Origin of the sequence: Thiomicrorhabdus heinhorstiae (genome assembly GCF_013391765.2) — a bacterium.
GTDB lineage: Bacteria > Pseudomonadota > Gammaproteobacteria > Thiomicrospirales > Thiomicrospiraceae > Thiomicrorhabdus > Thiomicrorhabdus heinhorstiae.
Genome location: NZ_JACBGI020000002.1, coordinates 142,762 through 168,738, shown reverse-complemented (window position 1 = coordinate 168,738; position 25,977 = coordinate 142,762). Strand labels below are relative to the sequence as shown.

25 protein-coding genes are annotated in these 25,977 nt (G+C 48.8%); 17 read left to right on the top strand and 8 right to left on the bottom strand.

The features are described from left to right. Position 1: 1 nt before the first annotated feature. The 8 genes from hisD (at position 2) to H8792_RS02535 (ending at position 9,311) form a co-directional block, all read left to right on the top strand. The gene (hisD, locus tag H8792_RS02570; protein WP_194947581.1) at positions 2 to 1,303 is read left to right on the top strand and encodes a histidinol dehydrogenase; all 1,302 of its coding nucleotides are present in this window, start codon (positions 2 to 4) and stop codon (positions 1,301 to 1,303) included. A 95-nt stretch (positions 1,304 to 1,398) separates the two neighbouring features. After that, positions 1,399 to 2,145, top strand: coding sequence for a Nif3-like dinuclear metal center hexameric protein (locus H8792_RS02565; RefSeq protein ID WP_194947580.1), 747 nt, complete (start codon positions 1,399 to 1,401; stop codon positions 2,143 to 2,145). Between the two features lie 158 nt (positions 2,146 to 2,303). Beyond that, positions 2,304 to 2,921 (top strand): ubiquinol-cytochrome c reductase iron-sulfur subunit, encoded by a 618-nt coding sequence (gene petA, locus H8792_RS02560; protein WP_194947579.1) that lies wholly within the window; start codon positions 2,304 to 2,306, stop codon positions 2,919 to 2,921. Further along, positions 2,921 to 4,162 carry a cytochrome b gene (locus H8792_RS02555; protein WP_194947578.1) on the top strand — a complete coding sequence of 414 codons (1,242 nt, stop codon included), beginning with the start codon at positions 2,921 to 2,923 and terminating at the stop codon, positions 4,160 to 4,162. The genes petA and H8792_RS02555 overlap by 1 nt, the downstream gene beginning before the upstream one ends. Next, positions 4,162 to 4,821 carry a cytochrome c1 gene (locus H8792_RS02550; protein WP_194947577.1) on the top strand — a complete coding sequence of 220 codons (660 nt, stop codon included), beginning with the start codon at positions 4,162 to 4,164 and terminating at the stop codon, positions 4,819 to 4,821. The genes H8792_RS02555 and H8792_RS02550 overlap by 1 nt, the downstream gene beginning before the upstream one ends. 129 nt (positions 4,822 to 4,950) lie before the next feature. After that, positions 4,951 to 6,474, top strand: a complete 1,524-nt coding sequence (locus tag H8792_RS02545; protein ID WP_194947576.1) for an FMN-binding glutamate synthase family protein — start codon at positions 4,951 to 4,953, stop codon at positions 6,472 to 6,474. 12 nt (positions 6,475 to 6,486) lie between these two features. Then, positions 6,487 to 7,851: a DNA repair protein RadA gene (radA, locus tag H8792_RS02540; protein ID WP_194947575.1), complete on the top strand. Its 1,365-nt coding sequence runs from the start codon at positions 6,487 to 6,489 to the stop codon at positions 7,849 to 7,851. A gap of 131 nt (positions 7,852 to 7,982) precedes the next feature. Continuing rightward, positions 7,983 to 9,311 carry an OmpP1/FadL family transporter gene (locus H8792_RS02535; RefSeq protein ID WP_194947574.1) on the top strand — a complete coding sequence of 443 codons (1,329 nt, stop codon included), beginning with the start codon at positions 7,983 to 7,985 and terminating at the stop codon, positions 9,309 to 9,311. On the opposite strand, the gene H8792_RS02530 is transcribed toward H8792_RS02535, so the two are convergent. The 4 genes from H8792_RS02530 to H8792_RS02515 all read right to left on the bottom strand — a co-directional run bounded on the left by H8792_RS02530 (position 9,308) and on the right by H8792_RS02515 (position 13,132). Next, a complete protein-coding gene (locus H8792_RS02530; protein WP_228766894.1) occupies positions 9,308 to 9,913 on the bottom strand; it encodes an HvfX family Cu-binding RiPP maturation protein in 606 nt (201 codons plus the stop codon). The two genes, H8792_RS02535 and H8792_RS02530, sit on opposite strands and share 4 nt — an antisense overlap. A 233-nt stretch (positions 9,914 to 10,146) precedes the next feature. After that, on the bottom strand, positions 10,147 to 10,953 hold the full coding sequence (locus H8792_RS02525) for an inositol monophosphatase family protein (RefSeq protein ID WP_194947572.1): 807 nt from the start codon (positions 10,951 to 10,953) through the stop codon (positions 10,147 to 10,149). After that, a complete protein-coding gene (locus tag H8792_RS02520; RefSeq protein ID WP_194947571.1) occupies positions 10,946 to 12,241 on the bottom strand; it encodes an HlyC/CorC family transporter in 1,296 nt (431 codons plus the stop codon). The genes H8792_RS02525 and H8792_RS02520 overlap by 8 nt, the downstream gene beginning before the upstream one ends. 99 nt (positions 12,242 to 12,340) lie before the next feature. Beyond that, on the bottom strand, positions 12,341 to 13,132 hold the full coding sequence (locus H8792_RS02515; protein ID WP_194947570.1) for a cytochrome C assembly family protein: 792 nt from the start codon (positions 13,130 to 13,132) through the stop codon (positions 12,341 to 12,343). Positions 13,133 to 13,473: 341 nt separating this feature from the next. Here H8792_RS02515 and ffh point away from each other — a divergent pair, with 341 nt between their 5' ends. The 7 genes from ffh (at position 13,474) to H8792_RS02480 (ending at position 18,983) form a co-directional block, all read left to right on the top strand. After that, positions 13,474 to 14,853 carry a signal recognition particle protein gene (gene ffh / locus H8792_RS02510; protein WP_194947569.1) on the top strand — a complete coding sequence of 460 codons (1,380 nt, stop codon included), beginning with the start codon at positions 13,474 to 13,476 and terminating at the stop codon, positions 14,851 to 14,853. A gap of 230 nt (positions 14,854 to 15,083) precedes the next feature. Then, positions 15,084 to 15,320: a 30S ribosomal protein S16 gene (rpsP, locus tag H8792_RS02505; protein ID WP_194947568.1), complete on the top strand. Its 237-nt coding sequence runs from the start codon at positions 15,084 to 15,086 to the stop codon at positions 15,318 to 15,320. Positions 15,321 to 15,352: 32 nt separating this feature from the next. Next, a complete protein-coding gene (gene rimM, locus H8792_RS02500; RefSeq protein ID WP_194947567.1) occupies positions 15,353 to 15,862 on the top strand; it encodes a ribosome maturation factor RimM in 510 nt (169 codons plus the stop codon). A gap of 5 nt (positions 15,863 to 15,867) precedes the next feature. Further along, entirely contained in the window at positions 15,868 to 16,560 is a 693-nt protein-coding gene (gene trmD, locus H8792_RS02495; RefSeq protein ID WP_194947566.1) for a tRNA (guanosine(37)-N1)-methyltransferase TrmD, read from the top strand. A 154-nt stretch (positions 16,561 to 16,714) separates the two neighbouring features. Next, positions 16,715 to 17,059, top strand: a complete 345-nt coding sequence (gene rplS, locus H8792_RS02490; RefSeq protein ID WP_194947565.1) for a 50S ribosomal protein L19 — start codon at positions 16,715 to 16,717, stop codon at positions 17,057 to 17,059. A gap of 135 nt (positions 17,060 to 17,194) precedes the next feature. After that, positions 17,195 to 18,085, top strand: a complete 891-nt coding sequence (gene xerD / locus H8792_RS02485) for a site-specific tyrosine recombinase XerD (RefSeq protein WP_194947564.1) — start codon at positions 17,195 to 17,197, stop codon at positions 18,083 to 18,085. A gap of 109 nt (positions 18,086 to 18,194) precedes the next feature. Further along, the gene (locus H8792_RS02480; RefSeq protein WP_194947563.1) at positions 18,195 to 18,983 is read left to right on the top strand and encodes a DsbC family protein; all 789 of its coding nucleotides are present in this window, start codon (positions 18,195 to 18,197) and stop codon (positions 18,981 to 18,983) included. Between the two features lie 79 nt (positions 18,984 to 19,062). Here H8792_RS02480 and H8792_RS02475 read toward each other — a convergent pair whose 3' ends face one another. Then, on the bottom strand, positions 19,063 to 19,779 hold the full coding sequence (locus tag H8792_RS02475) for a TIGR04211 family SH3 domain-containing protein (protein WP_194947562.1): 717 nt from the start codon (positions 19,777 to 19,779) through the stop codon (positions 19,063 to 19,065). Continuing rightward, positions 19,757 to 22,525 carry a valine--tRNA ligase gene (locus H8792_RS02470; RefSeq protein WP_194947561.1) on the bottom strand — a complete coding sequence of 923 codons (2,769 nt, stop codon included), beginning with the start codon at positions 22,523 to 22,525 and terminating at the stop codon, positions 19,757 to 19,759. Before H8792_RS02470 ends, H8792_RS02475 begins: the two co-directional genes overlap by 23 nt. Positions 22,526 to 22,855: 330 nt before the next feature. Here H8792_RS02470 and H8792_RS02465 point away from each other — a divergent pair, with 330 nt between their 5' ends. Next, on the top strand, positions 22,856 to 23,284 hold the full coding sequence (locus H8792_RS02465) for a hypothetical protein (RefSeq protein WP_194947560.1): 429 nt from the start codon (positions 22,856 to 22,858) through the stop codon (positions 23,282 to 23,284). Positions 23,285 to 23,401: 117 nt separating this feature from the next. On the opposite strand, the gene H8792_RS02460 is transcribed toward H8792_RS02465, so the two are convergent. Beyond that, the gene (locus tag H8792_RS02460; RefSeq protein ID WP_194947559.1) at positions 23,402 to 24,649 is read right to left on the bottom strand and encodes an ammonium transporter; all 1,248 of its coding nucleotides are present in this window, start codon (positions 24,647 to 24,649) and stop codon (positions 23,402 to 23,404) included. 15 nt (positions 24,650 to 24,664) lie between these two features. Next, the gene (locus tag H8792_RS02455; protein ID WP_194947558.1) at positions 24,665 to 25,003 is read right to left on the bottom strand and encodes a P-II family nitrogen regulator; all 339 of its coding nucleotides are present in this window, start codon (positions 25,001 to 25,003) and stop codon (positions 24,665 to 24,667) included. Positions 25,004 to 25,200: 197 nt separating this feature from the next. On the opposite strand from H8792_RS02455, the gene H8792_RS02450 reads away from it, so the two are divergent. Then, entirely contained in the window at positions 25,201 to 25,956 is a 756-nt protein-coding gene (locus H8792_RS02450) for a methyltransferase domain-containing protein (protein WP_194947557.1), read from the top strand. Positions 25,957 to 25,977 lie beyond the last annotated feature (21 nt).

Below are 25,977 nucleotides of genomic sequence, written 5' to 3'. Positions count from 1 at the left end.
GATGTTAAATATTCGACGTTTATCTGCCAACGAAGCAGGCTTTAGAGAAGAGTTGGATCAACTATTGGCGTGGGAAACGGTATCGAACCAATCGGTTAACGATATCGTTAACGAAGTTTGCGCTCGCGTTCGTAAGGATGGCGATGCGGCACTATTGGAATACACCGCTAAATTTGACCGCCTTGAACTGCAAAGCGGTTCTCAGTTGGAAATTCCAAAAGAACGCCTGCAGCAGGCATTGAAAAATATTCCTGCCGATCAGCGTGAATCTTTGGAAATTTCCGCCCAGCGCGTCCGCGCTTATCATGAACGCCAGGTTCAGGAATCTTGGACATACCAGGAAGCTGACGGCACTATGCTGGGTCAGCAAGTTACGCCGCTGGATTCGGTCGGTTTGTACGTGCCTGGCGGTAAAGCGGCTTATCCTTCATCGGTGATCATGAATGCGATTCCGGCAAAAGTAGCAGGAGTGGAAAAACTGATCATGGTTGTGCCGACTCCTGGCGGTGAAGTCAATGAGATGGTTCTGGCTGCGGCGGCAATCTGTGAAGTGGATGCGGTATTCACTTTGGGTGGTGCTCAGGCGGTTGCTGCTCTGGCATACGGAACCGAAACCGTTCCGGCAGTGGATAAGATCGTAGGTCCGGGTAATATCTTTGTTGCCACAGCCAAGCGTTTGGTATTCGGTACCGTCGGTATCGATATGATTGCCGGTCCATCCGAGATCCTGGTGTACTGTGACGGTAAAACCGATCCGGATTGGATTGCGGTCGATCTTTTCTCGCAGGCCGAGCATGATGAAGACGCACAAGCAATCTTGGTAACTCAGGATGCCGACTTTGCTGCCAAGGTCTATGACAGCATGAATAAGCTATTGCCGACCATGCCGCGTAAAGAAATCATTCAGAAAGCATTGGACGACCGCGGGGCGATTATCGTGGTTGATAATGAAAAGCAGGCGCTTGAGATGATCAATATTATCGCGCCTGAGCATTTGGAGCTGTCGGTTGACGATCCAAAAGCGCTGTTGCCGAAAATCCGTCATGCCGGTGCGATCTTTATGGGACGTTACACTGCGGAAGCTTTGGGCGACTACTGCGCTGGTCCTAACCACGTATTACCGACTTCGCGTACTGCGCGTTTCTCGTCACCGCTTGGGGTTTACGATTTCCAGAAACGTTCGAGCCTGATTATGGTTTCTGAAGACGGTGCGGACACGCTTGGCCGTGTTGCCGGAATTCTCGCCGATGGTGAAGGTCTTCAGGCGCATGCTGCGTCAGCACGTTACCGTGTGAAAAAATAATCGTATGGGTTCCGCGCTTTAGGCGGAATTTATAGTGAAAACGAAAGCCATCGTTTCTGCAAAGAACCGGTGGTTTTTTTTTAAACGGAGTTGTTATGATTTTAACTGAAGATTTAGTGGCTTACCTTAATGGGCTTTTGCAGGTTGAGCGTTACAAAGATTATGCTCCGAACGGTTTGCAAGTCGAAGGTAAGGCGGAAATTCGCAAGATCGTGACTGGCGTAACCGCTTCTCAGGCTTTGATTGAGGCGGCGATTGACGCAGAGGCGGATGCAATTCTGGTTCATCACGGATATTTCTGGAAAAGCGAACCGGCCGGGATTGTCGGTTTTAAGCAGAAGCGTATTAAGGCGTTGCTGGAGCACGACATTAATCTAATTGCCTACCATCTGCCGTTAGACGGTCATGATGTGTACGGTAACAATGCCCAGCTCGGAAAACTCTGGCAGCTACAAGATATTACCCCTGAAATGAGCGGTTTGGTGCGTTTAGGCGAGTTGCACGAAGAAATACCGATGAAACGATTTATAGAACGTGTCAGTGAGAGTTTACAGCGTGAAGTGCTGCATCTTCCAGGCGGCTCGGTCATGGTGCAAAAAATCGCCTGGTGCAGCGGCGGGGCCCAGAGCTATATCGATCAAGCGATTGAGTGGGGCGCGGATGTCTATATCAGTGGTGAGGTTTCCGAACAAACTACGCATCTGGCTGCTGAGTGTGGTATTCACTATCTGGCAGCAGGTCATCATGCGACCGAGCGTTTGGGGGTAAAAAGCCTTGGTGAGCATATTAATGAAAAATTTGGCATCGAATGCCGGTTTATCGATATGCCTAACCCGGTGTAGATGCCGCTGACTCCGTGAAACGCTAATATATATTTTTTTGATATTTAGTCATAGATAAAATTAATTTAATGACGATATAAAGAGATACTGATTTGAGTTTAGTAAACGCTTATGTAGAATAAGTGGCAATTTGCTTGTGTATAACCTAGGAAGACGCTATGTCGATAGAACAAGAGAATAAGACTGAAGTAAATCTTCAGCGCCGAAAAATCCTGACAGGAGCAACAGGAGTTGTCGGAGCGGCCGGAGCGACCTTCTTGGCGGTTCCGTTTGTCAGCTCTTGGCAGCCGAGTGAGAAAGCCAAGGCCGCAGGTGCACCGGTTAATGCGGATATCAGCCAGATGCAACCTGGACAGATGTTGACGGTGGCGTGGCGTGGTAAGCCGGTGTGGATCGTACGCCGCACTCCGGATATGCTGAAAACCTTGCCGACCCTGGACGGTCAGCTGCGTGATCCTGAATCCGCAGAATCGATTCAACCATCATATTGTCAGAATGAATTGCGTGCCGTTAAGGATGAGTATCTAGTCGTCGTTGGCGTCTGTACCCACTTGGGATGCGCACCTTTATATCGTCCGGCAATCGGATCGCCGGATGTCGGTACTGATTGGCAAGGCGGTTTCTTCTGTCCGTGTCACGGTTCGCGTTTCGATTTAGCCGGACGAGTCTTCCAGTCGGTTCCGGCCCCGACTAATCTGGAAATTCCGCCGTATCATTTTGTCAGCGAGCAGGAGATCCGCATCGGTGAAGATCCTAAAGAAGGAGGGACGGCCTGATGTCCGATCTAAAGTCAGAACAAAATAAGGCGCCGGGTTCGGTTTTAGGTTGGCTGGATGCCCGCTATCCGCTGATCAGTACCTGGAACGAACACGTCGGTGAATACTATGCGCCGAAAAATTTCAACTTCTGGTACTTTTTCGGTTCCTTGGCTCTATTGGTATTGGTTAACCAGTTCGTCACCGGAATCTGGTTGACCATGAGCTATAAGCCGAGTGCGGCGGAAGCCTTTAACTCGGTCGAGTATATTATGCGCGATGTCGAATGGGGTTGGTTGATTCGCTATATGCATTCGACCGGCGCTTCGGCATTCTTTATTGTCATCTACCTGCATATGACGCGCGGGCTTTTGTACGGCTCTTATAAGCAGCCGCGTGAGCTGGTGTGGATTATCGGGATGTTATTGTTCCTGGTATTGATGGCGGAAGCCTTTATGGGCTACCTGTTGCCTTGGGGACAGATGTCCTATTGGGGTGCGCAGGTAATTATTTCCTTATTCGGCGCGATTCCGTTTGTCGGGCCTGATTTGGCTCTGTGGGTTCGCGGTGATTTCATTATCTCCGATGCGACCCTGAATCGTTTCTTTGCATTGCACGTCATTGCGTTGCCGCTGGTTCTATTGATCCTGGTGTTTATGCATATTGTTGCTTTGCATAAAGTCGGGTCCAATAACCCTGACGGTGTGGAAATCAAAAAATTCAAAAACGCGCAAGGTTTGCCGATTGACGGGATTCCTTTCCATCCGTATTACTCGGTGAAAGACTCGATGGGTGCGGTTTTCTTCGCGATTCCGTTCGCCTTAATCGTATTCTACTGGCCGGAGGGGGGCGGATTCTTCATCGAACCGCCTAACTTCGAACCGGCCAACCCGCTGAAGACGCCGGAGCATATTGCTCCTGTATGGTACTTCACGCCTTTCTATGCCATCCTGCGTGCCGTTCCGGATAAATTCCTCGGTGTGGTTGCGATGGGTGGTGCGATTATGGTGTTGTTCGCCATGCCGTGGCTGGATCGCTGCAAGGTTAAATCCATTCGTTACCGAGGGGCCTCTTTCAAAATATTGCTGACCGTATTCTTGATCAGTTTTGTGGTATTAGGTTATCTGGGAACACAGCCTGCGACACCAGAATTGACTAAATTGGCGCAGATCTTTACTGCCCTGTATTTCATGTTCTTCTTGGTCCTACCGTTTACTTCGGTGAATGAAAAGACCAAGCCGGTACCGGAGAGGGTCAGCTAATGAAAAAACTGTTATGGATTTTGAATATTGCTTTCCTGCTGGTTGCAGGAAATGTTCAGGCTGCCGGTGGTCATGGAATCGAATTGGAAGCGGCGAATAACAATCTACGCGATCAGGACTCTTTGCAAAGAGGTGCGATCCTGTTCTCTAACTACTGCATGGCATGCCATTCAGCCAAGTATATGCGTTACAACCGTATCGGCCGCGATATTGGCTGGAGTGACGAAGAAGTCGTTCAGAAAATGGCACATGGCTTGAATAAGGTGGTCGACAATGTCGAAACACGTATGGTCCCAGGAGTCGCTATGGATGTTTTGGGAACCGAGCCGCCGGATCTGTCTTTGATGGCGCGTTTGAAAGGAACCGATTATATCTACAGCTTCTTGAAAGGCTACTATCAGAACGAAAAAGGCGCTTGGGATAACCATCTGCTAGCCGGCACTTCAATGCCGAATGTTCTGGAAGGTATTCAGCGCCATGCGACACCGGAAGATTACGATCAGTCGGTGCGTGATCTTGCCAACTTCCTTGAATATGTCGGTGAACCGGCTAAGCTGGACCGCCTTGACCTGGGGTGGAAAGTCATCGCTTTCTTACTGGTTTTATTGCTGTTGAGCTATCTGTTGAAGAGAGAGTATTGGCGCGATGTTAAACACTAATTAAGGTGTTTTAACGCTACTTCAGGAAGTTTCTTGCAGTCAAAGCCCGCATTAGCGGGCTTTTTTATTGTCTGTAAACGTGGCATTCTAGACAGGTTTGAACTTCTTCTTTCAAATCAAGGAGTGGCTATGGCAGGGTCAATGGATTGGATCGGCAATATTTTGCATTGGATGTCGTTGGTTTTTATTGTAGTCAGCGGAACCATCGTAGCGATTCTGTTTCTGCTTTATCTGTGGGACCGCTTTCAGACAGAGCATGCTGTTTGGCGGAATTACCCGGTGATTGGGCGTTTTCGAAATTTGATGGAATTCCTCGGCAAGTTTTTCCGCCAGTATTTGTATGCAGCCGATCGCGAAGAGCAGCCGTTTAACCGCGCGCAACGCAGTTGGGTCTACCGGGCGGCCAAGAATCTTTCTACCGTGCAAAGCTTCGGTTCGACCAGCAATATTAACGCGCCCGGCAAGATTCTGTTTACTCATTGCACTTTTCCGATGCTGGAAAAAGATGCGGTCACCGCACCGCCGTTGGTGATCGGCGAAAACTGTAAATTCCCTTATCGTGCCTGTTCGTTCTTTAATATTTCCGGAATGAGTTACGGTGCTCTGTCCAAACCGGCCGTGCTGGCACTCAGTCAGGGCGCCAAGCTAGCCGGGTGCTGGATGAATACCGGTGAGGGGGGGATATCGCCTTATCATCTTGAGGGCGGGGCGGATCTGATTGCGCAAATCGGTACGGCTAAATACGGTTTTCGCGATAAAAACGGTGATCTGAGCAATGAAAAAATTCTGCAGGCTGCGGCGCTTGATCAAGTGAAGATGCTTGAGATTAAACTCAGTCAGGGTGCCAAGCCAGGAAAGGGCGGGATTCTGCCGGCAAAGAAAGTGACCGAAGAAATTGCCGCCATCCGTGGTATTCCGCAAGGAGAGAGTTCTATCAGTCCCAACCGCCATACCGATATTGCCAATAATGATGAATTACTGGACATGATCGAGCGGGTTCGGCACATTGCCGGTAAGCCGGTCGGCATTAAATTTGCCATGGGCGATCCGCTATGGATTGATGAATTCTGCCAAGCAATTTTACGGCGAGGCCGCGACAGTGCGCCGGATTTTATTACGATCGACGGCGCCGAAGGAGGGACCGGTTCAGCACCGGTCGCGTTACTGGATGATATCGGTTTACCTTTAAGTGAAGCCCTGCCGATCGTAATCGATACCTTGGATCTGTATCAGTTACGTCCGCAGATTAAAGTGATTGCTTCCGGCAAGCTGATTAATCCGACAATGGTTGCCTGGGCATTGGCGATGGGGGCGGATTTTATCAATTCGGCACGCGGATTTATGTTTTCGCTCGGTTGCATTCAAGCGATGCAATGCCATCAGGATACTTGCCCGACCGGCGTGACCACTCACAATAAACATTTGCAGAGAGGTCTGGTGCCGAAAGAGAAATGTCGCCGTGTGGCTCATTATCACGATAATTTGGTGCATGAAGTCGCTTCGATTGCCCACTCGTGCGGAGTAGCCGAACCGCGCAGCTTGAACCGTTCGCATGTTCGGCTGATGCAGGCCAGTGGGCACTCCTTCCCACTGGAGGAGCTCTACCCAAGCGTGCAGCAATCTTCTAGAATAGAGCGCGATTCAACGGATTAGTAAAGGAAACCCATGGCAAAAGCAAAGGTTGCCTATGTGTGCAGCGAGTGCGGAGCGGAGCATTCTCGGTGGCAAGGGCAGTGCCAGGCCTGCAAGGCCTGGAACACTCTTAAGGAATTTTCGCTCGGCAGCAGCAAAGCGCGAAGTTCTTCCAAGAGCGGCGGTTATGCCGGCAGCAGTGAGCAGAAGGTGCACTCGATCGCCGAAGTTGATCTGGCGGAAGTGCCGAGAATTTCTTCGGGAATGTCCGAGTTGGATCGGGTTCTCGGCGGAGGCATCGTGCCGGGTTCGGTGGTGTTGATCGGCGGGGACCCCGGGGTGGGAAAATCTTCGATACTGTTACAGGTGATGTGTGAGTTAAGCCAGCGAGACGCCGTACTGTATGTCACCGGTGAGGAGTCCTTACAACAGGTTGCATTGCGAGCGCAACGCATGCAGCTGCCGACCGATAAATTGAGGCTTTTGACCGAAACCGACGTTGAATCCATTACGATGGCGGCTCAGAAAGAAGAGCCTAAGGTAATGGTGGTCGATTCGATTCAAACCATGCAGTTGGCCGAAGTGGCCAGCGCTGCCGGGGGTGTTTCGCAGGTGCGCGAAACCGCTGCCTATCTCACCCGTTATGCTAAACAAAATCAGATAGCGATCTTTTTGGTCGGTCATGTGACCAAATCCGGTGAAGTAGCCGGGCCGCGAGTGTTGGAGCACATCGTCGATACGGTGGTTTTTCTGGAAGGGCAGTCGGATAGCCGCTTCCGTACCTTACGAGCCATTAAAAACCGTTTCGGTGCGGTGAATGAGCTCGGTGTCTTCGCCATGACCGACAAGGGGATGAAGCAGATCACCAACCCGTCGGCGATTTTTTTATCGCGTGGCGACGAGATTGCGCCGGGTTCGGTGGTAATGGTGATCTGGGAAGGATCGCGCCCGTTGTTGGTGGAATTACAGGCACTGGTGGATGAATCGCCGTATGGTGCTCCCAAGCGTGTGACTGTTGGACTGGAGCAGAACCGATTGGCGATGCTGTTGGCGGTCATGCATCGTCACGGCGGCATTCAGGCGGCCGATCAGGATGTGTATGTCAATATCGTCGGCGGGGTTAAGGTGTCTGAAACCAGTGCCGACCTGGCGCTTTTGTGTGCTATCTTGTCTTCGATGCGCAACCGGGCACTGGCCGATGATATGATCGTCTTCGGCGAAGTCGGTTTGTCCGGCGAAATCCGTCCGGTACCCAGCGGGCAGGAACGCTTGTTTGAAGCGGCAAAACACGGTTTTAAACGCGCTATTGTTCCGGCTACGAACGTCCCTAAAGGCGGTATTCCCGGTATGGAAATTATCGGCGTCAAAACCCTGCAACAGGCTTTGGATGCGATTTGAATCACTTGTTAAATTGCCTTATCGATTGCAGATAACCTATTGATTTTGTTTATTGCCCTCACGATCTATTCAATTGCCTGTTTAAGCAAAACTGATAAAATAGCCGCCGATTGAATAGGGATGGGTTGAGTATGAGCCGATTAACTGGGTTAAAGTTAGCATTTGGGTTAGGTCTAGGTTTACAGGCCACTTGGAGCTTCGCTTCCGGTTTTGCATTGATTGAACAAAGTGCCAGCGGACAAGGTTTGTCCTACGCTGGAGCGGCTGCGAATGCGGAAGATGCCAGCGTAATGTGGTTTAACCCGGCCGGTTTAGCTCTAATCAAAGGTGATCAGCTGGTAGGTGCAATGCATATCATCAAGCCGCAGTTGGCTTTTTCTGATGGTGGCAGTTATTCGAGCTCGGCGGTTCCGGGTGTCGGCGGCTTGCTTGAACTTTTAGGCGTTGCCGGAGGGCCGGTAAGCGGTTCCGGGGACGACGGTGCTACTCTGGCGGTTGTTCCGAACTTTTACTGGAAAAAGAATCTGGGGGCGGTGGATATCGGTTTCGGATTGAATGTGCCATATGGTTCGCACCTGGTCTATAAAGATAATTGGGTCGGCCGTTATCAGGCAGTGGAAACCGATCTTAAAACCATTAATTTGAATCCAGCGATCGCCGCTCGTTTAACACCCTGGCTGGCATTCGGTGCCGGTGCCAATGTCCAATATGTTGACCTGGTTATGACCCAGAAAATGGACAATAACCTGCTATTGAACGGTGGTGCTGCGGACGGTGATGCCGATCTGACAGCCGATAGCCTCGGCTATGGCTATAATTTGGGCTTTATGCTGATGCCGACCGATTCGACGACCATCGGTCTATCCTACCGCTCTAAAGTCGAACACAATGCCAAAGGAAAAATTAAATATAGCGGAATTACCGATCCGTTATACAGCATGGTGAATGTGCAGAACGGAACGGTCAACGCCGCTTCCGATGTCAGTCTACCGGCTACTGCGATGTTCAGTATCAAGCAGGAAGTCGGTTCCAAGTTGGCTTTTTTGGCTGATGCCACTTGGACTAAATGGACCGATTACGACGAACTGGTGATCAGTTTCGATTCCGGTCAGGAAGACCTGAATTCCCGTCAATCGTTCCAGGATTCCTGGCGATATTCGGTTGGCGCAATCTATAAAGCAACATCAAACCTGACTCTGAGAAGCGGTGTGGCAATCGACCATTCGCCGGTTACTGCCCCGGAAAATCGCAGTCCGAGAACCCCGGATTCGGAACGTCGTTGGGTTTCGATCGGAATGGGGTATCGTTTTATCAAATCCATGCAGCTAGACATGGCCTATAGTCATCTGATCGGGGAAGACGCCGATGTCGATTACACAACGGATGATATTCACTATCTGGTCGGCGAATATAAAGCCACCGTCGATATTTTCAGTGCCCAATTAGTGTGGAATTACTAGGGCTTTTTGTCGATGAAGCGACGACCAAGCCAATAATCCACACTGACATACCTGCCGCTTCCCAGGAATAGTAATGCCAGCAGCATAACAAAATAGGTAGCGGCCCATTCAATTCCGTTATTCAGCACCACCAGAGAACCGTGTTCCTGTAATGCCTGGTAGGTCATCGATGTCGCAAGCTGCTGTTGCAGCTCGTTAAGTTGCGTGATCGCTTGCGATGCCGAGGCGTTGCTCCAGGGTGACATCAGGTCGTGAATTGCCTGCCAGCCGTTGTCCCAATGAACGGTAATGGCTGCAACCAGCATAGTGATCATTAGTGGAATCGTTGTCCAGCGCGTAGCTAATCCGATCAATAACAGCACCGATCCTATGATTTCGGCCGAGACAGCCAGCACGGCCATAAGAGCCGGAAACGGTAATCCCAGTCCCCAATCACTATTGCCGAACCACTCTATCACCGAATTAAAATTCTGTAGTTTATTGGTCCCGGCAAACCAGAAGACCGGAAACAGATAGAGCCGTAATGCCAGAGGCGCGAGAAAGTCAAAATACTGCAAATTACGGTTAAAACCTTGTTGTATGTAAGTTAACCAATTCAACATAAGACCTCCTTGGATGAGATTCATCGTTTTAGGACCAATAGGCTTTTAAGATATTGACCCGAAAGGCGGTTAAATTCTTTCAGTTGAATGAGGCTAGGGGAGGCTGATTTTTTGCAGAGAAGGTGGTTCGGCTGGTTGAAGTTGGTGAAATCGGAGGGAGCTGTAACGGCTGTTTATTGAATAGACAAGCCGCCAGCTGCGAGGTCCCTGTTTCGAATCATCAATAGAAGAGGTTAGCCCCGCAGGTATTGGCTCCATTGGGCAAATAATTCCGGTGTGGTTGCCGCAACCGCCGAACGCTTGACGACTTGAGTAACCAGTACATCTTCACCATTCAAAGTCGAGCTGACGCCGCCCGCTTCGTGCAGAATGACGTAACCGGCAGCATAATCCCAGATATTTTGCGCACCGTGCAGATAGATATGCCCGCGACCAGCTGCGATCCAGCACCAGTCCAATGCGACTGAACCGAAACTGCGTTGAGACGAGTAGGGATTGTCATGGATAATGCGGCAAGCCAGTTCTGGGGTCAATCGTTTGAAATCAATAATGCCGCTGGTCTGCTTTAACTGCTGTTTAGCGGTTTTAGCGATCAGCGGTTTGTCGTTCAGCTCGGCTCCTTGGCCAATACGCGCGGCAAACATCTCGTCACGATCGGGGTCGTAAACCAGACCTGCAACCACTTGTCCTTCGATCATCAGAGCCAGAGATACGGCGTAGACCGGAATGCCGCTGGCGAAGTTACTGGTCCCGTCAACCGGATCAAGAATCCAGCATCCCTGCGGGCTTTTCAGCGCGGTTTCCTGTTCGCTTTGTGATTGTTCTTCTCCGAGAAAGGCAAATTGCGGCCAGTTTGCTTGTAGAAACGCCTCGGTTTGAATTTGCATTTGCGTGTCCGCTTCGGTTAACAGAGAGCCGTCCAGCTTCTCTTCGGCGCTGACGACTTCAAAACGAGACAGAACTTCTTGTTTGGCCAAACTGCGGACACCTTGCTTTAGCAGTGTCCAGGCGGAGTTTTCTTGAAAAGGGTGTTTAATCATCGGATTTTCTTGGATTTGGGGCGATATATTCTGTTAGTTTTACGGTTTCGATGGCGTTGTCAGCAATTTCGGTGACTTCGAGAACATAGTCGCCGATCTTGATACAGGTTCCGGCTGCCGGAAAACTTTCTAGCTCTTCTTGAATCAAACCGTTGAGTGTTTTCGGTCCGTGAGTCGGTAAATCCAGTTCGTAGGCTTTATTCAGGTCGCGGATAAACTCGGACGCATCAATAGTCATGCTTCCATCGGCATTTAACTCGACGGTTTCTTCCACCGGTTTGGCTTTGGAATCGGTCGACAGTTTACCGACGATCTCTTCCAGCAAATCCTCCATGGTCAACAGGCCTTGCAGATCACCGTATTCGTCAACAATCAGGGCCATACGGCGTTTTTTTTCGTTGAATTTACCTAGTTGGACGCTTAGAGAAGTAGTTTCAGGAATGTAGTAGGCCGGGCGTACCAGTTTGATAATGTCTTTCATGCGTACATCGTCACGCATTAATACCGGCAGTGCGCGTCTTAAGTTCAGAATTCCGATCAAATCGTCATCCAGCGAGTTGCGATAAATCGGTATGCGCGTGTAAGGCGATTTCTGAATCGCTTTCAGGAACTGTTCGAAAGGTTGTTCGATATCGACGGCATACATGTCTTGCTTGGGAATCATGACATCTTCAACCGTGACGCTTTCCAGCTGTAAAACACTGCTCAACATGGAACGGTAGTGATCCGGAAGTTGACTGGTCGCTTCGTTAATCAGAGTTTGCAGCTCTTCCTGGGTTAGAGAGTGCTGGTCGTCGTGATGGTGGACTTTGATGCGGAACAAGCGCAGGAAGCCGTTGGCGAAAAAATTGACCATCCATACCAGCGGCGATAGCAGCTTTAATAGTGGCGTTAAGATGAAAGCGGCTGGGTAGGCGATTTTTTCGGGGTAGAGTGCGGCCAGTGTTTTTGGCGCGACTTCGGCAAATACCAGAATGACTAAAGTGAGCAGTCCGGCTGCCAGAGCGATTCCGGCTTCACCGATTAGTTTCATGGCGATAATGGTCGCGATTGACGAGGCAAAAATATTGACGAAGTTGTTGCCCAGAAGAATAACACCGAGGAGCCTGTCCGGAGATTCGAGCAGCTTTTGAGCGAGAATGGCACCCTTGTGGCCGGATTTGACTTTATGCTTTAGACGATAGCGGTTTAGAGCCATCATACTGGTTTCTGAGCTGGAGAAAATGGCTGACAGAAAGATGAGTAAAATCAGAATTCCGAAAAGGACGGATATGTCTAAAGAGTTCAAGGCGATTAGTTTCGATTATGAATGAGATTTAATTATACCGATTTCAAATAATGAGAAAACCTAAAAGCGTGTTGGAAACAGGCAAAAAATCGCGCAATTTTAGCCGTAAATTGCCAGCAAAATGATCTGAGTTCCGATATAGCTGAGTACCAAAAGAACATAAGCCCAGATTATGTATCGAACCGCTTTCTGTCCGCGCCAGCCATATTGGAAGTGGCCGAACAGGAAAATGGCATACAGCAGCCAAGAAAGAATCGCGAAAAAGGTCTTATGTATTAAGTGTTGTGCAAACATGTCCTCGACGAAGAAAGCGCCGCTCAACAAAGCAAAACTTAAAAATACGAAACCGATAACAACCAGCTGTATGAGGGTTTTTTCCATCACCTGAAGAGGTGGCAAGGCACGCATCAAGGTCGACAGTTTCCGAGTGCGGAAGCGTTTTTCCTGAACCGAGTAAAGGACCGCCTGCGCAGTCGCCAGGCCCATAATGCTGTAGGCACTGATGGAGATAAGCACATGACTGCCAAGTTCTAACGGTAAAGGCGTCTGTTCCTGGAGCATCTGCGGCAGCATGGTGCTCAGTGCGGCCAGAGGGAATATAAAAATCCCCAGAGTCTCAGTCGGTTTGTTGAAGTTGGTAAATAGTAAAATGGTTGCTGACAGCAACATGATCAGTGAAAGCATGTTTCCCAGATGGAAAATCAGGTGCTGTTCCAGCAGTAGAGTATGCTGCAGAGAGAATGCATGCATTAATACGGCGACGGCGGTGATATAGAAGGTATTACCGCGAACCTCCGGGGCATTGTGCGTCTGGATCTTTTGCCACAGTTTCAAACTGGCAAAAAGATAGATCAAACTGGCAACTAAGGCGCTGCTTCCACCGATTAACATGCAGAAAATACCTTTAAATAAAGTCTTACGAAATGCCCCTTAATTATACTTGAAGCCACAACTTGAAATGCCGGGCCGTTATTTAAGGCCAAATAGAAGTGGGAAAAAGGGGTCTGAAAATCAAAAATAATTTCCGCTATAATAACGGAATTATTTTTTGATTAGAAGATCATGCCCCAAAAAGCGTTATCGAAACCGCTTTATAGCGTGGTTCGATGTTCTTCACGTATTTGATTACGTCCGCGTCAGTTTGATTCCAGAAATGTCTGTTTCATGCAACGGATGGATTCCGTTGAACGGGATTGGCTTGACGCGCAATTAAAGGGCTAGGGAGTTTCTGTATGTTTGACAATTTGTCGGAACGTTTAAATAAAACCCTTAAGGTTTTAAAAGGTCAGGGGCGTCTGACCGAAGCGAATATCAAAGACGCTTTGCGAGATGTGCGCCGTGCTTTGCTGGAAGCCGATGTCGCCTTGACGGTAGTAAAAGGTTTTATCGATAAGGTACGCGATCGCGCCATCGGTCAGGAAGTTTCCACCAGCTTGAATCCCGGACAGGCGTTCATCAAGATCGTTAAGGAAGAATTGACCCAGGTAATGGGTGAGGAAGCCGCGCCGCTGAATTTCAATGTCGAGCCGCCGGCGGTGATTATGATGGCCGGTCTGCAGGGGGCCGGTAAAACGACCTCCGTCGGTAAACTGGCAAAATGGCTGACCGAGCGGGAAAAGAAAAAAGTCATGGTGGTGTCCGCCGACGTCTATCGCCCGGCGGCGATTAAACAGTTGGAAACGCTTGCCGAACAGGTCGGAGTAAAGTTCTTCCCGTCGAGTGCCGATCAGGATCCGGTCGATATCGCCAGAAATGCACACGCCGAAGCGCGTAAGCAGTTTATGGACGTGTTGATTGTCGATACCGCGGGCCGTTTGCATATCGATAGCGATATGATGCAGGAAATTCAACGCTTGCACGACAATGTCAAACCGGCGGAAACGCTGTTTGTTGTCGATGCGATGACCGGTCAGGATGCCGCCAATACCGCTAAAGCCTTTAATGATGCTTTGCCGCTGACCGGTGTGGTTTTGACCAAAACCGACGGTGATGCCCGCGGCGGTGCGGCTCTGTCGATTCGAGAAATCACCGGCAAACCGATTAAATTCCTTGGTGCCGGTGAGAAAACCGATGCTTTGGAGCCTTTCCATCCGGAGCGTATGGCCGGTCGTATTCTCGGTATGGGCGATGTTCTGAGCCTGATCGAGGAAGCCGAAGCCAAAATCGATCAGAAGAAAGCGCAGAAATTTGCACAGAAAATTCAGAAAACCGGGGAATTCGATCTGGAAGATTTTCTGGAGCAACTGCAACAGATCAATAATATGGGCGGTGTCGGGGGTCTGATGGGTAAATTGCCAGGCATGGGGCAGTTGAAAAATCAGATCGACGGTAATGTAGCGGAAAAAGAGTTCAAACGCCTGGAAGCGATTATTCATTCCATGACGGCTCAGGAACGTCGTTTCCCTGCGGTTATCAAAGGATCGCGTAAGCGTCGCATCGCTATGGGGTCCGGTACCTCAGTGCAGGATGTCAATAAGCTGTTGAAACAGTTTACCCAGATGCAAAAGATGATGAAAAAGGTTTCCAAAGGCGGCATGAAAAATATGATGCGCGGTCTGGCCGGGAAATTACCTCCGGGGATGGGGGGAGGGCTTCCTCCCGGAATGAGATAAGGCCGGTTCTCGGTACAATTTAGCAGTAAACTGCATAAAATCATAAGCCCGACTAAGTGTTTGAATTTAAATCAATTCGCTCGCTGATGTCGGGCTTGTCTTTGGTGAGGTTTTTCAGTATAATCGCCGCTCTTCGGTGAAGGCATAAAGTTTTTAACCGGGAAATTCAAACAGAAGAATTAGTTGGGAGGGATTCCTCTCATCGTCTGATTAACAATAGGAAAAATATTATGGTAGTTATTCGTTTGGCCCGTGGTGGTTCTAAAAAGCGTCCTTTTTACAAGCTAGTAGTTGCAGATCAGCGTTTCAAATCAACTGGTCGTTTCATTGAACAACTAGGTTTCTACAACCCGATCGCGCGCGGTCAAGAAGAGAAACTACGTGTTGATCAGGCGCGTGTTGATCACTGGGTTGCTCAAGGCGCTCAAATGAGTGATCGCGTTAAAAGCGTTCTTAAAGGCGCTTAATTGCACCGATTGATCGGCAAGGAACTCTGTGTATGTCAGAAAAGTTAATTGTGGGTCAAATCAACGGTGTTTTCGGGGTTCACGGATGGGTGAAAATCTTTTCCGATACTGAACCTCGTGAAAATATTTTCAGCTATTCGCCTTGGTGGATTAAACGCAAGGGCGAATGGCTCGAAGTCAAAGTAGAAGACTTCAAAGGTCAACAGGGTGGTAAAGCACTGGTGGCCAAACTCGATATCATCGAAGATCGTGATCTTGCCCGTGAATACATGGGGTGTGAAATCGCGATTGATCGTACGCAGTTGCGATCCGATGACAACGAATTTTTCTGGATCGATCTAATCGGTTGTCAGGTGGAAAACCTGCAAGGTGAAGTACTTGGCGAAGTGACTGATTTAATCGAAACAGGTGCACATGATGTTTTGCGTGTTAAGGGCGCGACCCAAGAATTGATTCCCTATGTTTTGGATGAATTCATTATTGAAGTCGATATCGCCAATAAACGTATTAAAGTGGATTGGCAAGCCGAAGAGAGCGAGTAAGCAGGGTGAGATTTGATGTTATCACGCTCTTCCCTGAAATGTTCTCCGCATTGACCGAATCCGGCGTAAGCCGGCGTGCTTTGCAAAAAGAACTGTACTCTTTTCAGGCTTGGAACCCGCGTGAGTTTACTCACGACCGTCATAAGACGGTGGATGACCGCCCATACGGTGGTGGCCCGGGCATGGTGATGATGTATCAGCCGTTGAAAGACAGCATCGATGCGATTCGCCAAAGCCAGGAAACCAAACCTCATGTAATTTATCTTTCACCTCAGGGTGCACCGCTGACTCAACAGAAGGCGGAACAGTTATCGCAAATGGATTCTCTAACCCTACTTTGCGGGCGTTATGAAGGAATCGACGAGCGTTTACTGGCAACAGAGGTGGATGAAGAAATTTGCATTGGCGATTTTATCGTCAGTGGTGGCGAATTACCGGCCATGATGCTGATGGATTCTGTGATTAGGTTGCTTCCGGGTGCCCTGGGTCACGACCAATCGGCAGAACAAGACTCCTTTTCGGATGGTCTTTTAGACTGTCCGCACTATACCCGACCTGAAGAGGTCAATGGTATGCGTGTTCCGGATATCTTGTTGGGTGGTAATCACGCGCACATCGACGCCTGGCGTCATGAACAAAAGTTGCAGCGTACCGCGCAGCGACGCCCTGATTTAATGGCCAAATACCAAGGCGATTAAATCGCTCCTCTCGTTGAGGGACTACAATTCGGATTCAACCTCTGACGTTAGATTATGACGTGAAAATGTTGGATAAAGTTAACAGAGGCAAAACCTCTGCGGCTCATAAAATGCATAACTTAAACGCAGTGAGCCACCAATGGAGAAGCTTAAAATGAGCGATATCATTAAAAAGATTGAAGCAGAACAAATGACTAAAGAAATCCCAGCATTCGGTGCCGGTGATACGGTTGTTGTTCAAGTTAAAGTTGTTGAAGGTAAAAACGAACGTCTTCAGGCGTATGAAGGTGTTGTTATCGCTAAGAAAAACCGCGGTATCAACTCAAACTTCATCGTTCGCAAGATCTCTCACGGTGTTGGTGTAGAGCGTACTTTCCAAACTTACAGCCCACTGGTTGACAGCATTACTGTTAAGCGTCGTGGTGCGGTTCGTCGTGCGAAACTTTACTATCTACGTAACCTTTCTGGTAAAGCGGCTCGTATCAAAGAAAAAGTATAATTTTTCGCTGCTGTTTAAGCAGCGTACACTTTTTCCGGAAACGCTTGTTGAACTTGTTCAGCAGGCGTTTTTTTATGTCTGCCTGAAATGTTAAATCGAATAAGATAGACGGAAAGGGTAAATTAAGTATCCGTTATGAGCGATCAGCAACTTATCAACGATTTTCTACAGTTCCTCTCTTTGAACCAGGGGTTGAGTCAAAATACCGTGCAGGCCTATAGGCGTGACTTAAAGTTATTGCTTGAGTGGATGCCGGAACATGCACTTGACGGCTTGTCCGGTATTCAGGGAGAAGATCTGAAAGGCTTTATGCTTGAAATGCAGGAGACGCGCACCGCCAGCAGTAATGCGCGGTTGCTTTCGGCATTAAAGCAGTTCTATCAGTGGGGCCTGCAGTATCAGGATTTCGCTGCCGACCCGACGGCTCTATTGAAAGGTCCCAAGTTGACCAAGTCGATACCTGCAGTATTAAGCGAGCAGCAGGTTGAAGATCTGCTAAGGGCGCCGGATACTTTAACTCCGTTAGGGCTGCGTGATCGAGCGATATTGGAACTGATGTATGCGACGGGGTTACGGGTTTCCGAAGTGGTGACTCTACCGCTGGAACAGTTAAATTTATCAGCCGGTCTGGTTCAAGTCGTCGGAAAAGGGAATAAAGAACGGATCGTACCTCTGGGTGAGATCGCTATCGAATGGTTGCAGCGCTATATGCGAAACGCCAGGCCGGTATTGTTGAAACATGCCTGGGGCGAGGCACTGTTTATTTCTCAGCAGGGGCGGGCCATGACACGGCAGACATTGTGGCACAGGGTCAAAAATCTGGCCAAACAGGCAGGAATACGGGGTGAATTGTCGCCTCACGGATTGCGGCATGCCTTTGCCACCCATTTGTTGAATCACGGCGCCGATCTGCGCAGCGTACAGCTTCTGCTTGGTCACAGCGATCTTTCCACTACGCAAATTTATACTCATGTCGCCAAGGAGCGGTTGCATCAGCTGCATCATGCTCACCACCCGCGAGGTTGATAAGACGATAGTCAGCTTTTGTTCGAAGTTGTTTGCTTTTAAACCAGTCGGCAGGCGTGGTATAGTCACAGCTTTGCAAATAATTTAGTTTAAAAAAGAGATTCTGAGGATGAAGAATTTAATTAAGGCACTTGTGGTTGGTTTAGCGGTTTCTTCGCCGGCTTTTGCCGAGCAGGCGCCGGCAGCCCCGCAAGCGCAAACCGCAACGAAAGCTTCGGCGGGAGAATATAGCAATATCCCTGAAGCGGTCATGCAGCAGCTTAAGCAGATGCTGAACGACACCAAAGGGCTGGTTGTTAAGCCAACACCGATCGATGGGGTTTACGAGGTTCAGGCAGGTTTGACCATCGTTTATATGTCTGCCGATGGTAAATACATGTTTAACGGCGGTTTGATCGATCTGCAATCGCGGGAAAACGTGACGGAACAGACGCAAAACGAACTGCGCAAACTGGCGATGGCAGCCATTCCCGAAAGTTCAATGATCATCTATCCGGCCAAAGGCCTTAAGAAAGGTGAGAAGGGACGCTTCCTAACCGTATTTACCGATGTTGACTGTCCGTACTGCGTGAAATTCCACCATCAGGTTCCGGCCTTGAACAAAGCCGGTGTCACGGTTCGTTACCTTTCTTATCCGCGTGCTGGTATCGGTTCGAGTGCCTATTTGAAAGCGGTTTCCATCTGGTGTGCCGACGACCGTAATAAGGCGATGGATACCATGATGGACGAGCGTAAGGTTGTGCCGAAGAGTTGTCCGAATCCGATTAAGGATCATTTAAATAAGGCGAGATATTTCCAGGTTAACGGAACTCCGAATATTATTCTTGACGATGGCCGCCTGTTACCGGGCTTTGTTCCGATTCAGAAGTTGCTGCCGATTATGGGGATCAATCCATAGGTTGGGATTTTGGATTCAAGCGATCAATAATAAAAAAGGAGCGGTTAAGCTCCTTTTTTATTATGTCGGTTTTACCGATTTAGATCTCGCCCCAGCGTTTGCGCTTGGTCGGCACTCTAAAGAAGCGGCCGAGCAATAGCCCGAGAAGCAGGACGCCACCGCCGGTTAAGAACCATTGGCGTTTTACCGTATCGTTGGCCTGGTCAAGCTGTTCACGCATAATGGTGTTGTGATTCTCCAGCTCGCTGAGACGTAATTTCATCTCTTGGTTCTGTTGATCCAGCTCGACTGCATTACTGGAGAGCGTCGTTAAGCGGTTCAGCTCTTTGGCAAGCTCAAATTTCTCTTTTTTAGTGGTTTCCAGCTCTGTTTTTGTCGAAGTGAAACGTTCTTTCAGGGTGTTCAATTCGGTATTTAAATCCCCGAGCTTTTCTTCCAATTGATTGGTTTTGGCAATTTGATCTTTTAGCTGTGTTTTGGCAATCGGCTGATTTTGCAGCACACTGGTTGGCATCCAACCTTGGTGATCGCCTTTTTTGTTGTACTCGACCAACGCCCAGCCTTCCTTGTTGACTTCAAGAATTTTGACCGGAGTGCCCGATTTCAACATTTGTGAGATTTTGAACTTGTAGCCAGGTCCACGTCGAACCGGGATGTCGATCGAATCGGTCACATAATTGGTATACCCCTGCGCGGCAGACGCTTGGCCTGCCGGGATGAAGATAAGTGAAAGACTCAGTCCTAGAGCGGCGGCAAAAGGGCTAATTCGAGCTTTACAGTTGACGGATTTTCTCATACTGGACCTCGAGGTTGGAGAGCGCAGTTTGGCTATCCGCTAGCTTTTTGCGCTCGGTTTCAACTACAGCCGGAGGGGCTTTGGCTACAAAGTTTTCATTGTTCAGTTTACCGCCAAGACGTTTGATTTCGCCTTGCAGTTTACCGATTTCTTTTTCAAGTCGGGCTAGTTCGGCCTCTTTGTCGATCAAGCCGGCCATCGGAATCAAGACCTTCATTTCGCCGACTAGCGCTACAGCCGATTCCGGCGCCTGGTTTTCATCGGCTAGAATCTCAATTGATTCCAGCTTAGCCAGAGTGCTCAGGTAAAGTCGATTGTTTTGAAGGTATTGACTATCGGTATCGTTTAAGCCGGCAAGCAGAACCGGAAGAGCTTTGCTTGGCGCGATGTCCATTTCCGAACGAATTTTGCGTACACCGACGATAAATTGTTTTACCCATTCAAGCTCAGCCATCGCATCCGAATCGATTTTACTTGAATCGGTTTGCGGGTACGGCTGCAGCATGATGGTATCACCGTCTTTGCCTGCCAGCGGGGCGACAGCTTGCCAGGCTTCCTCGGTGATGAACGGCATAATAGGATGCATTAAGCGCAGCAAGGCTTCCAGTACACGTACCAGAGTACGACGGGTACCACGTTTCGCAGCTTCCGAACTGTCTTTTTGCAGAACCGGTTTACACAGTTCCAGATACCAGTCACAGTATTCGTTCCAGGTAAATTCATACAAGCTGTTGGCTGCCAGATCGAAGCGGTAGCTGTCCAAATGCTTTTGAACTTCGCTTTCGACTTCCTGTAGGCGGGAAACGATCCAGCGGTCGGCTAGGGATAGTTCGATTGTAGCGCTCTCGTCGACTCCGGTATCGTAACCTTCCGTGTTCATTAATACATAACGGGTTGCATTCCACAACTTGTTACAGAAGTTACGGTATCCTTCGGCACGGTTCAAATCGAAACGGATGTCACGGCCGGTTGAAGCAAGAGAGGCGAAAGTAAAGCGCAGAGCATCGGTTCCGTAAGCCGGAATGCCGTCGGCAAATTGTTTGCGGGTCGCTTTTTCGATTTTAGCGGCTTTCTCTGGTTGCATCATGCCATAGGTGCGCTTACCGACCAAGGATTCCAGGTCGATACCGTCAATCAAGTCAATCGGGTCCAGTACGTTTCCTTTCGATTTGGACATTTTCTGTCCTTCACCGTCACGTACCAGTCCGTGAACATAGACCTGTTTGAATGGCACTTCTCCGGTGAATTTCAGTGCCATCATAATCATGCGGGCTACCCAGAAGAAGATGATGTCGAAACCGGTAACCAGCACGGAAGTCGGGTGAAATTTTGCCAGTTCAGGGGTGTTATCCGGCCAGCCCAGGGTTGAGAAAGTCCACAGTGCAGAACTGAACCAGGTGTCCAGTACATCGGCGTCCTGAGTCAATTCGATATCGGCGGAAATCTGATGTTTTTCGCGAACTTCGGCTTCACTGCGTCCGACATATAGATTGCCATCGGCATCATACCAGGCCGGGATGCGGTGACCCCACCAGATCTGACGCGAGATACACCAGTCCTGAATGTTGTTCATCCATTCAAAATAAGTGTTTTCCCAGTTTTTCGGAACGAATTCGATATCGCCGTTTTTGACCGCATCGATGGCCGGTTTAGCCAGGGATTCGACGGCGACGTACCATTGGTCGGTCAAAAAAGGCTCGATAACGGCGTGCGAACGGTCTCCGCGAGGAACCATTAAGGTATGCGGCTTGATCGACTCCATCAGCCCGATCTCTTCGAGGTCGGCAACGATCTGTTTACGGGCTTCATAACGATCCAGGCCGCGGTATTTTTCCGGCGCTTCGTCATTGATGGCGGCATTAATCGTCAGGATGTTAAGCATTGGCAGGTTGTGACGCTTACCCATCTCATAGTCGTTGAAGTCGTGTGCTGGGGTGATTTTCACGCAGCCGGTTCCGAACTCCATATCGACATAGTCATCGGCGATAATTGGAATTTCACGCCCGACCAGAGGCAAAGTAATGGTTTTACCGACTAGATTTTTATAGCGTTCGTCTTCAGGATGTACCGCGACGGCCTGATCGCCCAGCATGGTTTCCGGACGGGTAGTAGCAACGACAAGGTGGCCGGAACCATCCGAAAGCGGGTAGCGCATATGCCACAGGTTTCCTTGTTCTTCTTCGGAAATGACTTCCAGATCGGAAACTGCTGTGTGCAGTACGGGGTCCCAGTTAACCAGGCGCTTGCCGCGGTAGATCAGATCCTCCTCGTACAAGCGAACGAAAACTTCTTTTACCGCATCCGACAGGCCGTCATCCATGGTGAAGCGCTCACGGCTCCAGTCCGGAGACGCACCCATTCGACGCAATTGCTTGGTAATGGTGCCGCCGGATTCCTCTTTCCATTCCCATATTTTTTCGATGAATTTGTCGCGGCCGAGATCGTGGCGACTTAGGCCTTGAGCGGCCAGTTGGCGTTCTACAACCATTTGTGTTGCGATACCGGCATGATCGGTACCCGGCTGCCATAGAGTGTCTTCACCTTTCATTCGGTGGTAGCGAATGAGTGTGTCCATAATAGTGTCTTGGAAAGCATGCCCCATATGCAGGCTGCCTGTGACGTTTGGCGGCGGGATCATAATGCTGTAAGGGGCGGAATCGGTGTTTTTCGGTTTGAAATAACCCTGTTTTTCCCAAGTTTGGTACCACTTGGTTTCAATCATGTTGGGGTCAAAGTGCTTATCCATAGAACTTTTTAATCACTCATTAAAAACTTTGTAAAAATAATCGCTAGATTATAGCGCATCGCTGAGTCGATTGTCTGTAGCACTTGTCGTAAATGCACCAAAAGTTCGCAAGGGGTAAAAAAAGCGGCAGTTAATCTGCCGCAGGAGGATGGAAAATGTTGTCTCTGTCCACTAATTTTCTTATGATGACGGAGCGAAAATTCGGTTACAGCCCGTGAGAATTGTAGGGGTTTGTACAGTATTTGCAGGGTTTGGAGTCGCAGTTTACTGTGCTTCTTCAGCTGTAAGTTGTTAACTATACTCCGGTTTTAATGGAAAGGGAAGAAAGCGATGTCATGTTGTTCGGGCGGTTATTGCCAGTTTAAATTCCCCGAGGGACCGCCTTTGGTTGATAACCCTGTTACGAGTTTGAACGCCAATTATCAGTTCCTGCCATATGGTACTTTATTGGAGCAGGGTGAGGTGATTCGCATCTGGAAGGAATCCGGCGAAACTGAAACGGTTGTTCTGGAAGAAAAAATTCCCTTGGTTTTCGATGTAAATGGACCTCAGGCAAGGTATGGTAATCAGGTTTTGCCATGGCAGCTCATCGCGCTGGACAGTGGCTTTGCTTACGATGATATTATGAGTTGGCCGGAGCATCCGTTATTCAATCCACAAGCCACACCTGTGGTGTTACGTTATCGTCACCCGATTAAGCTCAAACCTTCGCTGAAAATGCGCTGGCTCAAATTGTTGTATCGCATCCGTAATTTATAGCGCGCATCAAATCAATCGATTCACCACTTCTCGATTCTTTCTTTTTCCGACCATTAATTGCAGGCAAAAAAAACCCCGCATTGCGCGGGGTTAAGAGCCGAGGAGTTAAATTCAGAATTATTTGGTGAATTCTGGATAAGCTTCCATTCCGCATTCGGATTGGTCGGCACCTTCGTACTCTTCTTCTTCAGAGATACGGATACCCATGATTGCTTTCAGAATGCCCCAGACAATCAAGCTGGTGATGAATACCCAGGCGAAGATTACTGCTGCACCGATCAGCTGAGAGCCGATGCTTGAGTCACCGTTAGTGAAGGTAACTGCGATTAGACCGAATAGACCGACCACACCGTGGACAGAGATCGCACCGACTGGATCGTCGATTTTCAATTTAGTGTCGATAACTAGGATTGAGATGACTACGATGATACCACCAGCTAGACCGATAAGAGTTGCGGCCAGAGCGCTTGGAGTTAGAGGTTCAGCAGTGATTGCTACAAGACCAGCTAGCGCACCGTTCAACATCATGGTTAAATCGATTTTACCGAATTTGACTTTAGAAGCGATGATCGCACCGATTACACCACCAGCAGCTGCCATTAGAGTGTTTACGAATACCATTGCTACAGCATTTGCTTCTTCAACGTTTGATACTTTCAATTCAGAACCACCGTTGAATCCGAACCAGCCCAACCATAGGATGAAGGTACCAAGCGTTGCAAGAGGTAGGTTCGCACCAGGGATAGCGCGAGATTCACCGTCAGGACCGTATTTGCCTTTACGAGCGCCTAGTAGTAGGACACCGGCAAGAGCAGCTGCAGCACCAGCCATGTGAACGATACCTGAACCAGCGAAGTCTAGGAATCCAAGACCATCAAGGAAGCCGCCACCCCATTTCCAGTAACCTTCCATTGGGTAGATGAAACCGGTAAAGACGATTGCGAAAACGAAGAATGACATAAGCTTCATACGTTCAGCAACCGCACCGGAAACAACCGACATAGCTGTTGCAACGAATACAACCTGGAAGAAGAAGTCGGACATGCCAGAGTAGTAAGGAGCGTCGTCGCCACCAGCGATAACTGCTGCAACTTCGTTGTCACCACCTAGTAGGAAGCTGATACCTGGGAACCAGCTTGATACCGCTTCACCTGGATACATGATGTTGTAACCAACCAGCATGTACATAATACAAGCGATAGCGAAAAGACCAACGTTTTTGGCAAGGATTTCAGTAGTGTTTTTAGCACGGACAAGGCCGGCTTCCAGCATGGCAAAACCAGCTGCCATCCACATAACTAAAGCACCGGACACTAAGAAATAGAAGGTGTCCAGAGCATAACTTAATTGCAATATTTGTTCCATTTTGAGTCCCTCTGATTATAGTGCGATGTCGCCGGATTCTTCTGTTCGAATACGAACAGCTTGTTCTAGTGGCATAATGAAGATTTTTCCATCGCCGATTTTGCCGGTTTTAGCGGCTGAGCTGATGGCTTCGATAACGCCTTCAACTTGCTCGTCGGCAACAGCGATTTCTAAACGTAATTTAGGAAGGAATTCAATTGAGTATTCCGCGCCACGGTAGATTTCTGTGTGGCCTTTTTGGCGACCAAAACCTTTTGACTCGGTAACGGTCATGCCATGCACGTCGATGTCATGCAAGGCTTCTCGAACGTCATCGAGTTTAAAAGGTTTGATAATTGCAACAACCAGTTTCATACTAACCTCTCATATGAAATAAAGAAATAATGTTCGATAAAGCTTAAAACATTTAGCGTGCCAAAGTATTAAAAACGCCTTTAAAAACAGGTTGTTGGTAATAAAACTAACCAGATTGTATAAAACGCAAATTTTTGTTGGGCGTTAAAAGGAATATTTTGGTGCAAATTGTAAGATATGCTGGTGCAGGAGTGTGAGTGCCTAGGATCGCAGTGGCCCTGTTAATTCAAGCGGTAGCGGTAGTTGTTTTGGCGGGTTTGGTTTACCTTGCCAGTTTTTGGATTGCGCCGCCCTATAATGATTTGCTTCTGGTTGGGAGTTTATCTTTTCTAACTGTTTTCTTAAGCGCGCTGCTTGGAATGGCTTCTTGGTGGTTATGGATACAGTTTGTTTTTCCCTGGAGTTTGTATCTTCTGTTGCTGAGTCCTCTAAGTCCTTGGTGGGGCTTGGTCATCGCTCTGTTAATTGTATTGTTGTTTAAGAATGCGTTTAAGGAACAGGTTCCTTTGTACTTAACGAATGCGAAGACACGTCAGGCTTTAGCGATGATCGGACGGCAAAACCATTCACGGTGTTTTATCGATCTTGGTTGCGGTTTTGGGGAGAATGTCCGTTTTATGACGACAGTCGAGTCGGTCGTGCGCTCTGTCGGCGTTGAGACTTCTCCTTTGGTTTTCTGGATTGCGAAATGGCGCAGTCGATCTTATCCGGTCGAAATTCACCCCGATGACTTGTGGCAGGTCAATTTGGCCGAATACGATTTGGTGTATGCTTTTTTATCACCAAAGCCTATGGCAACACTGTGGCTTAAGGTTCAGGAAGAGATGCCCGAAAACGGGTGGTTTGTTTCCAACAGTTTTCATGTGCCGGATGTCGAACCGGACGATATTTGGGTGCTGAATGATCGGCGCCAGACACATTTATATTTATATAAGATCGGCGGCAAGGATTGAGGCGGTTAATTCTTGTTTGAA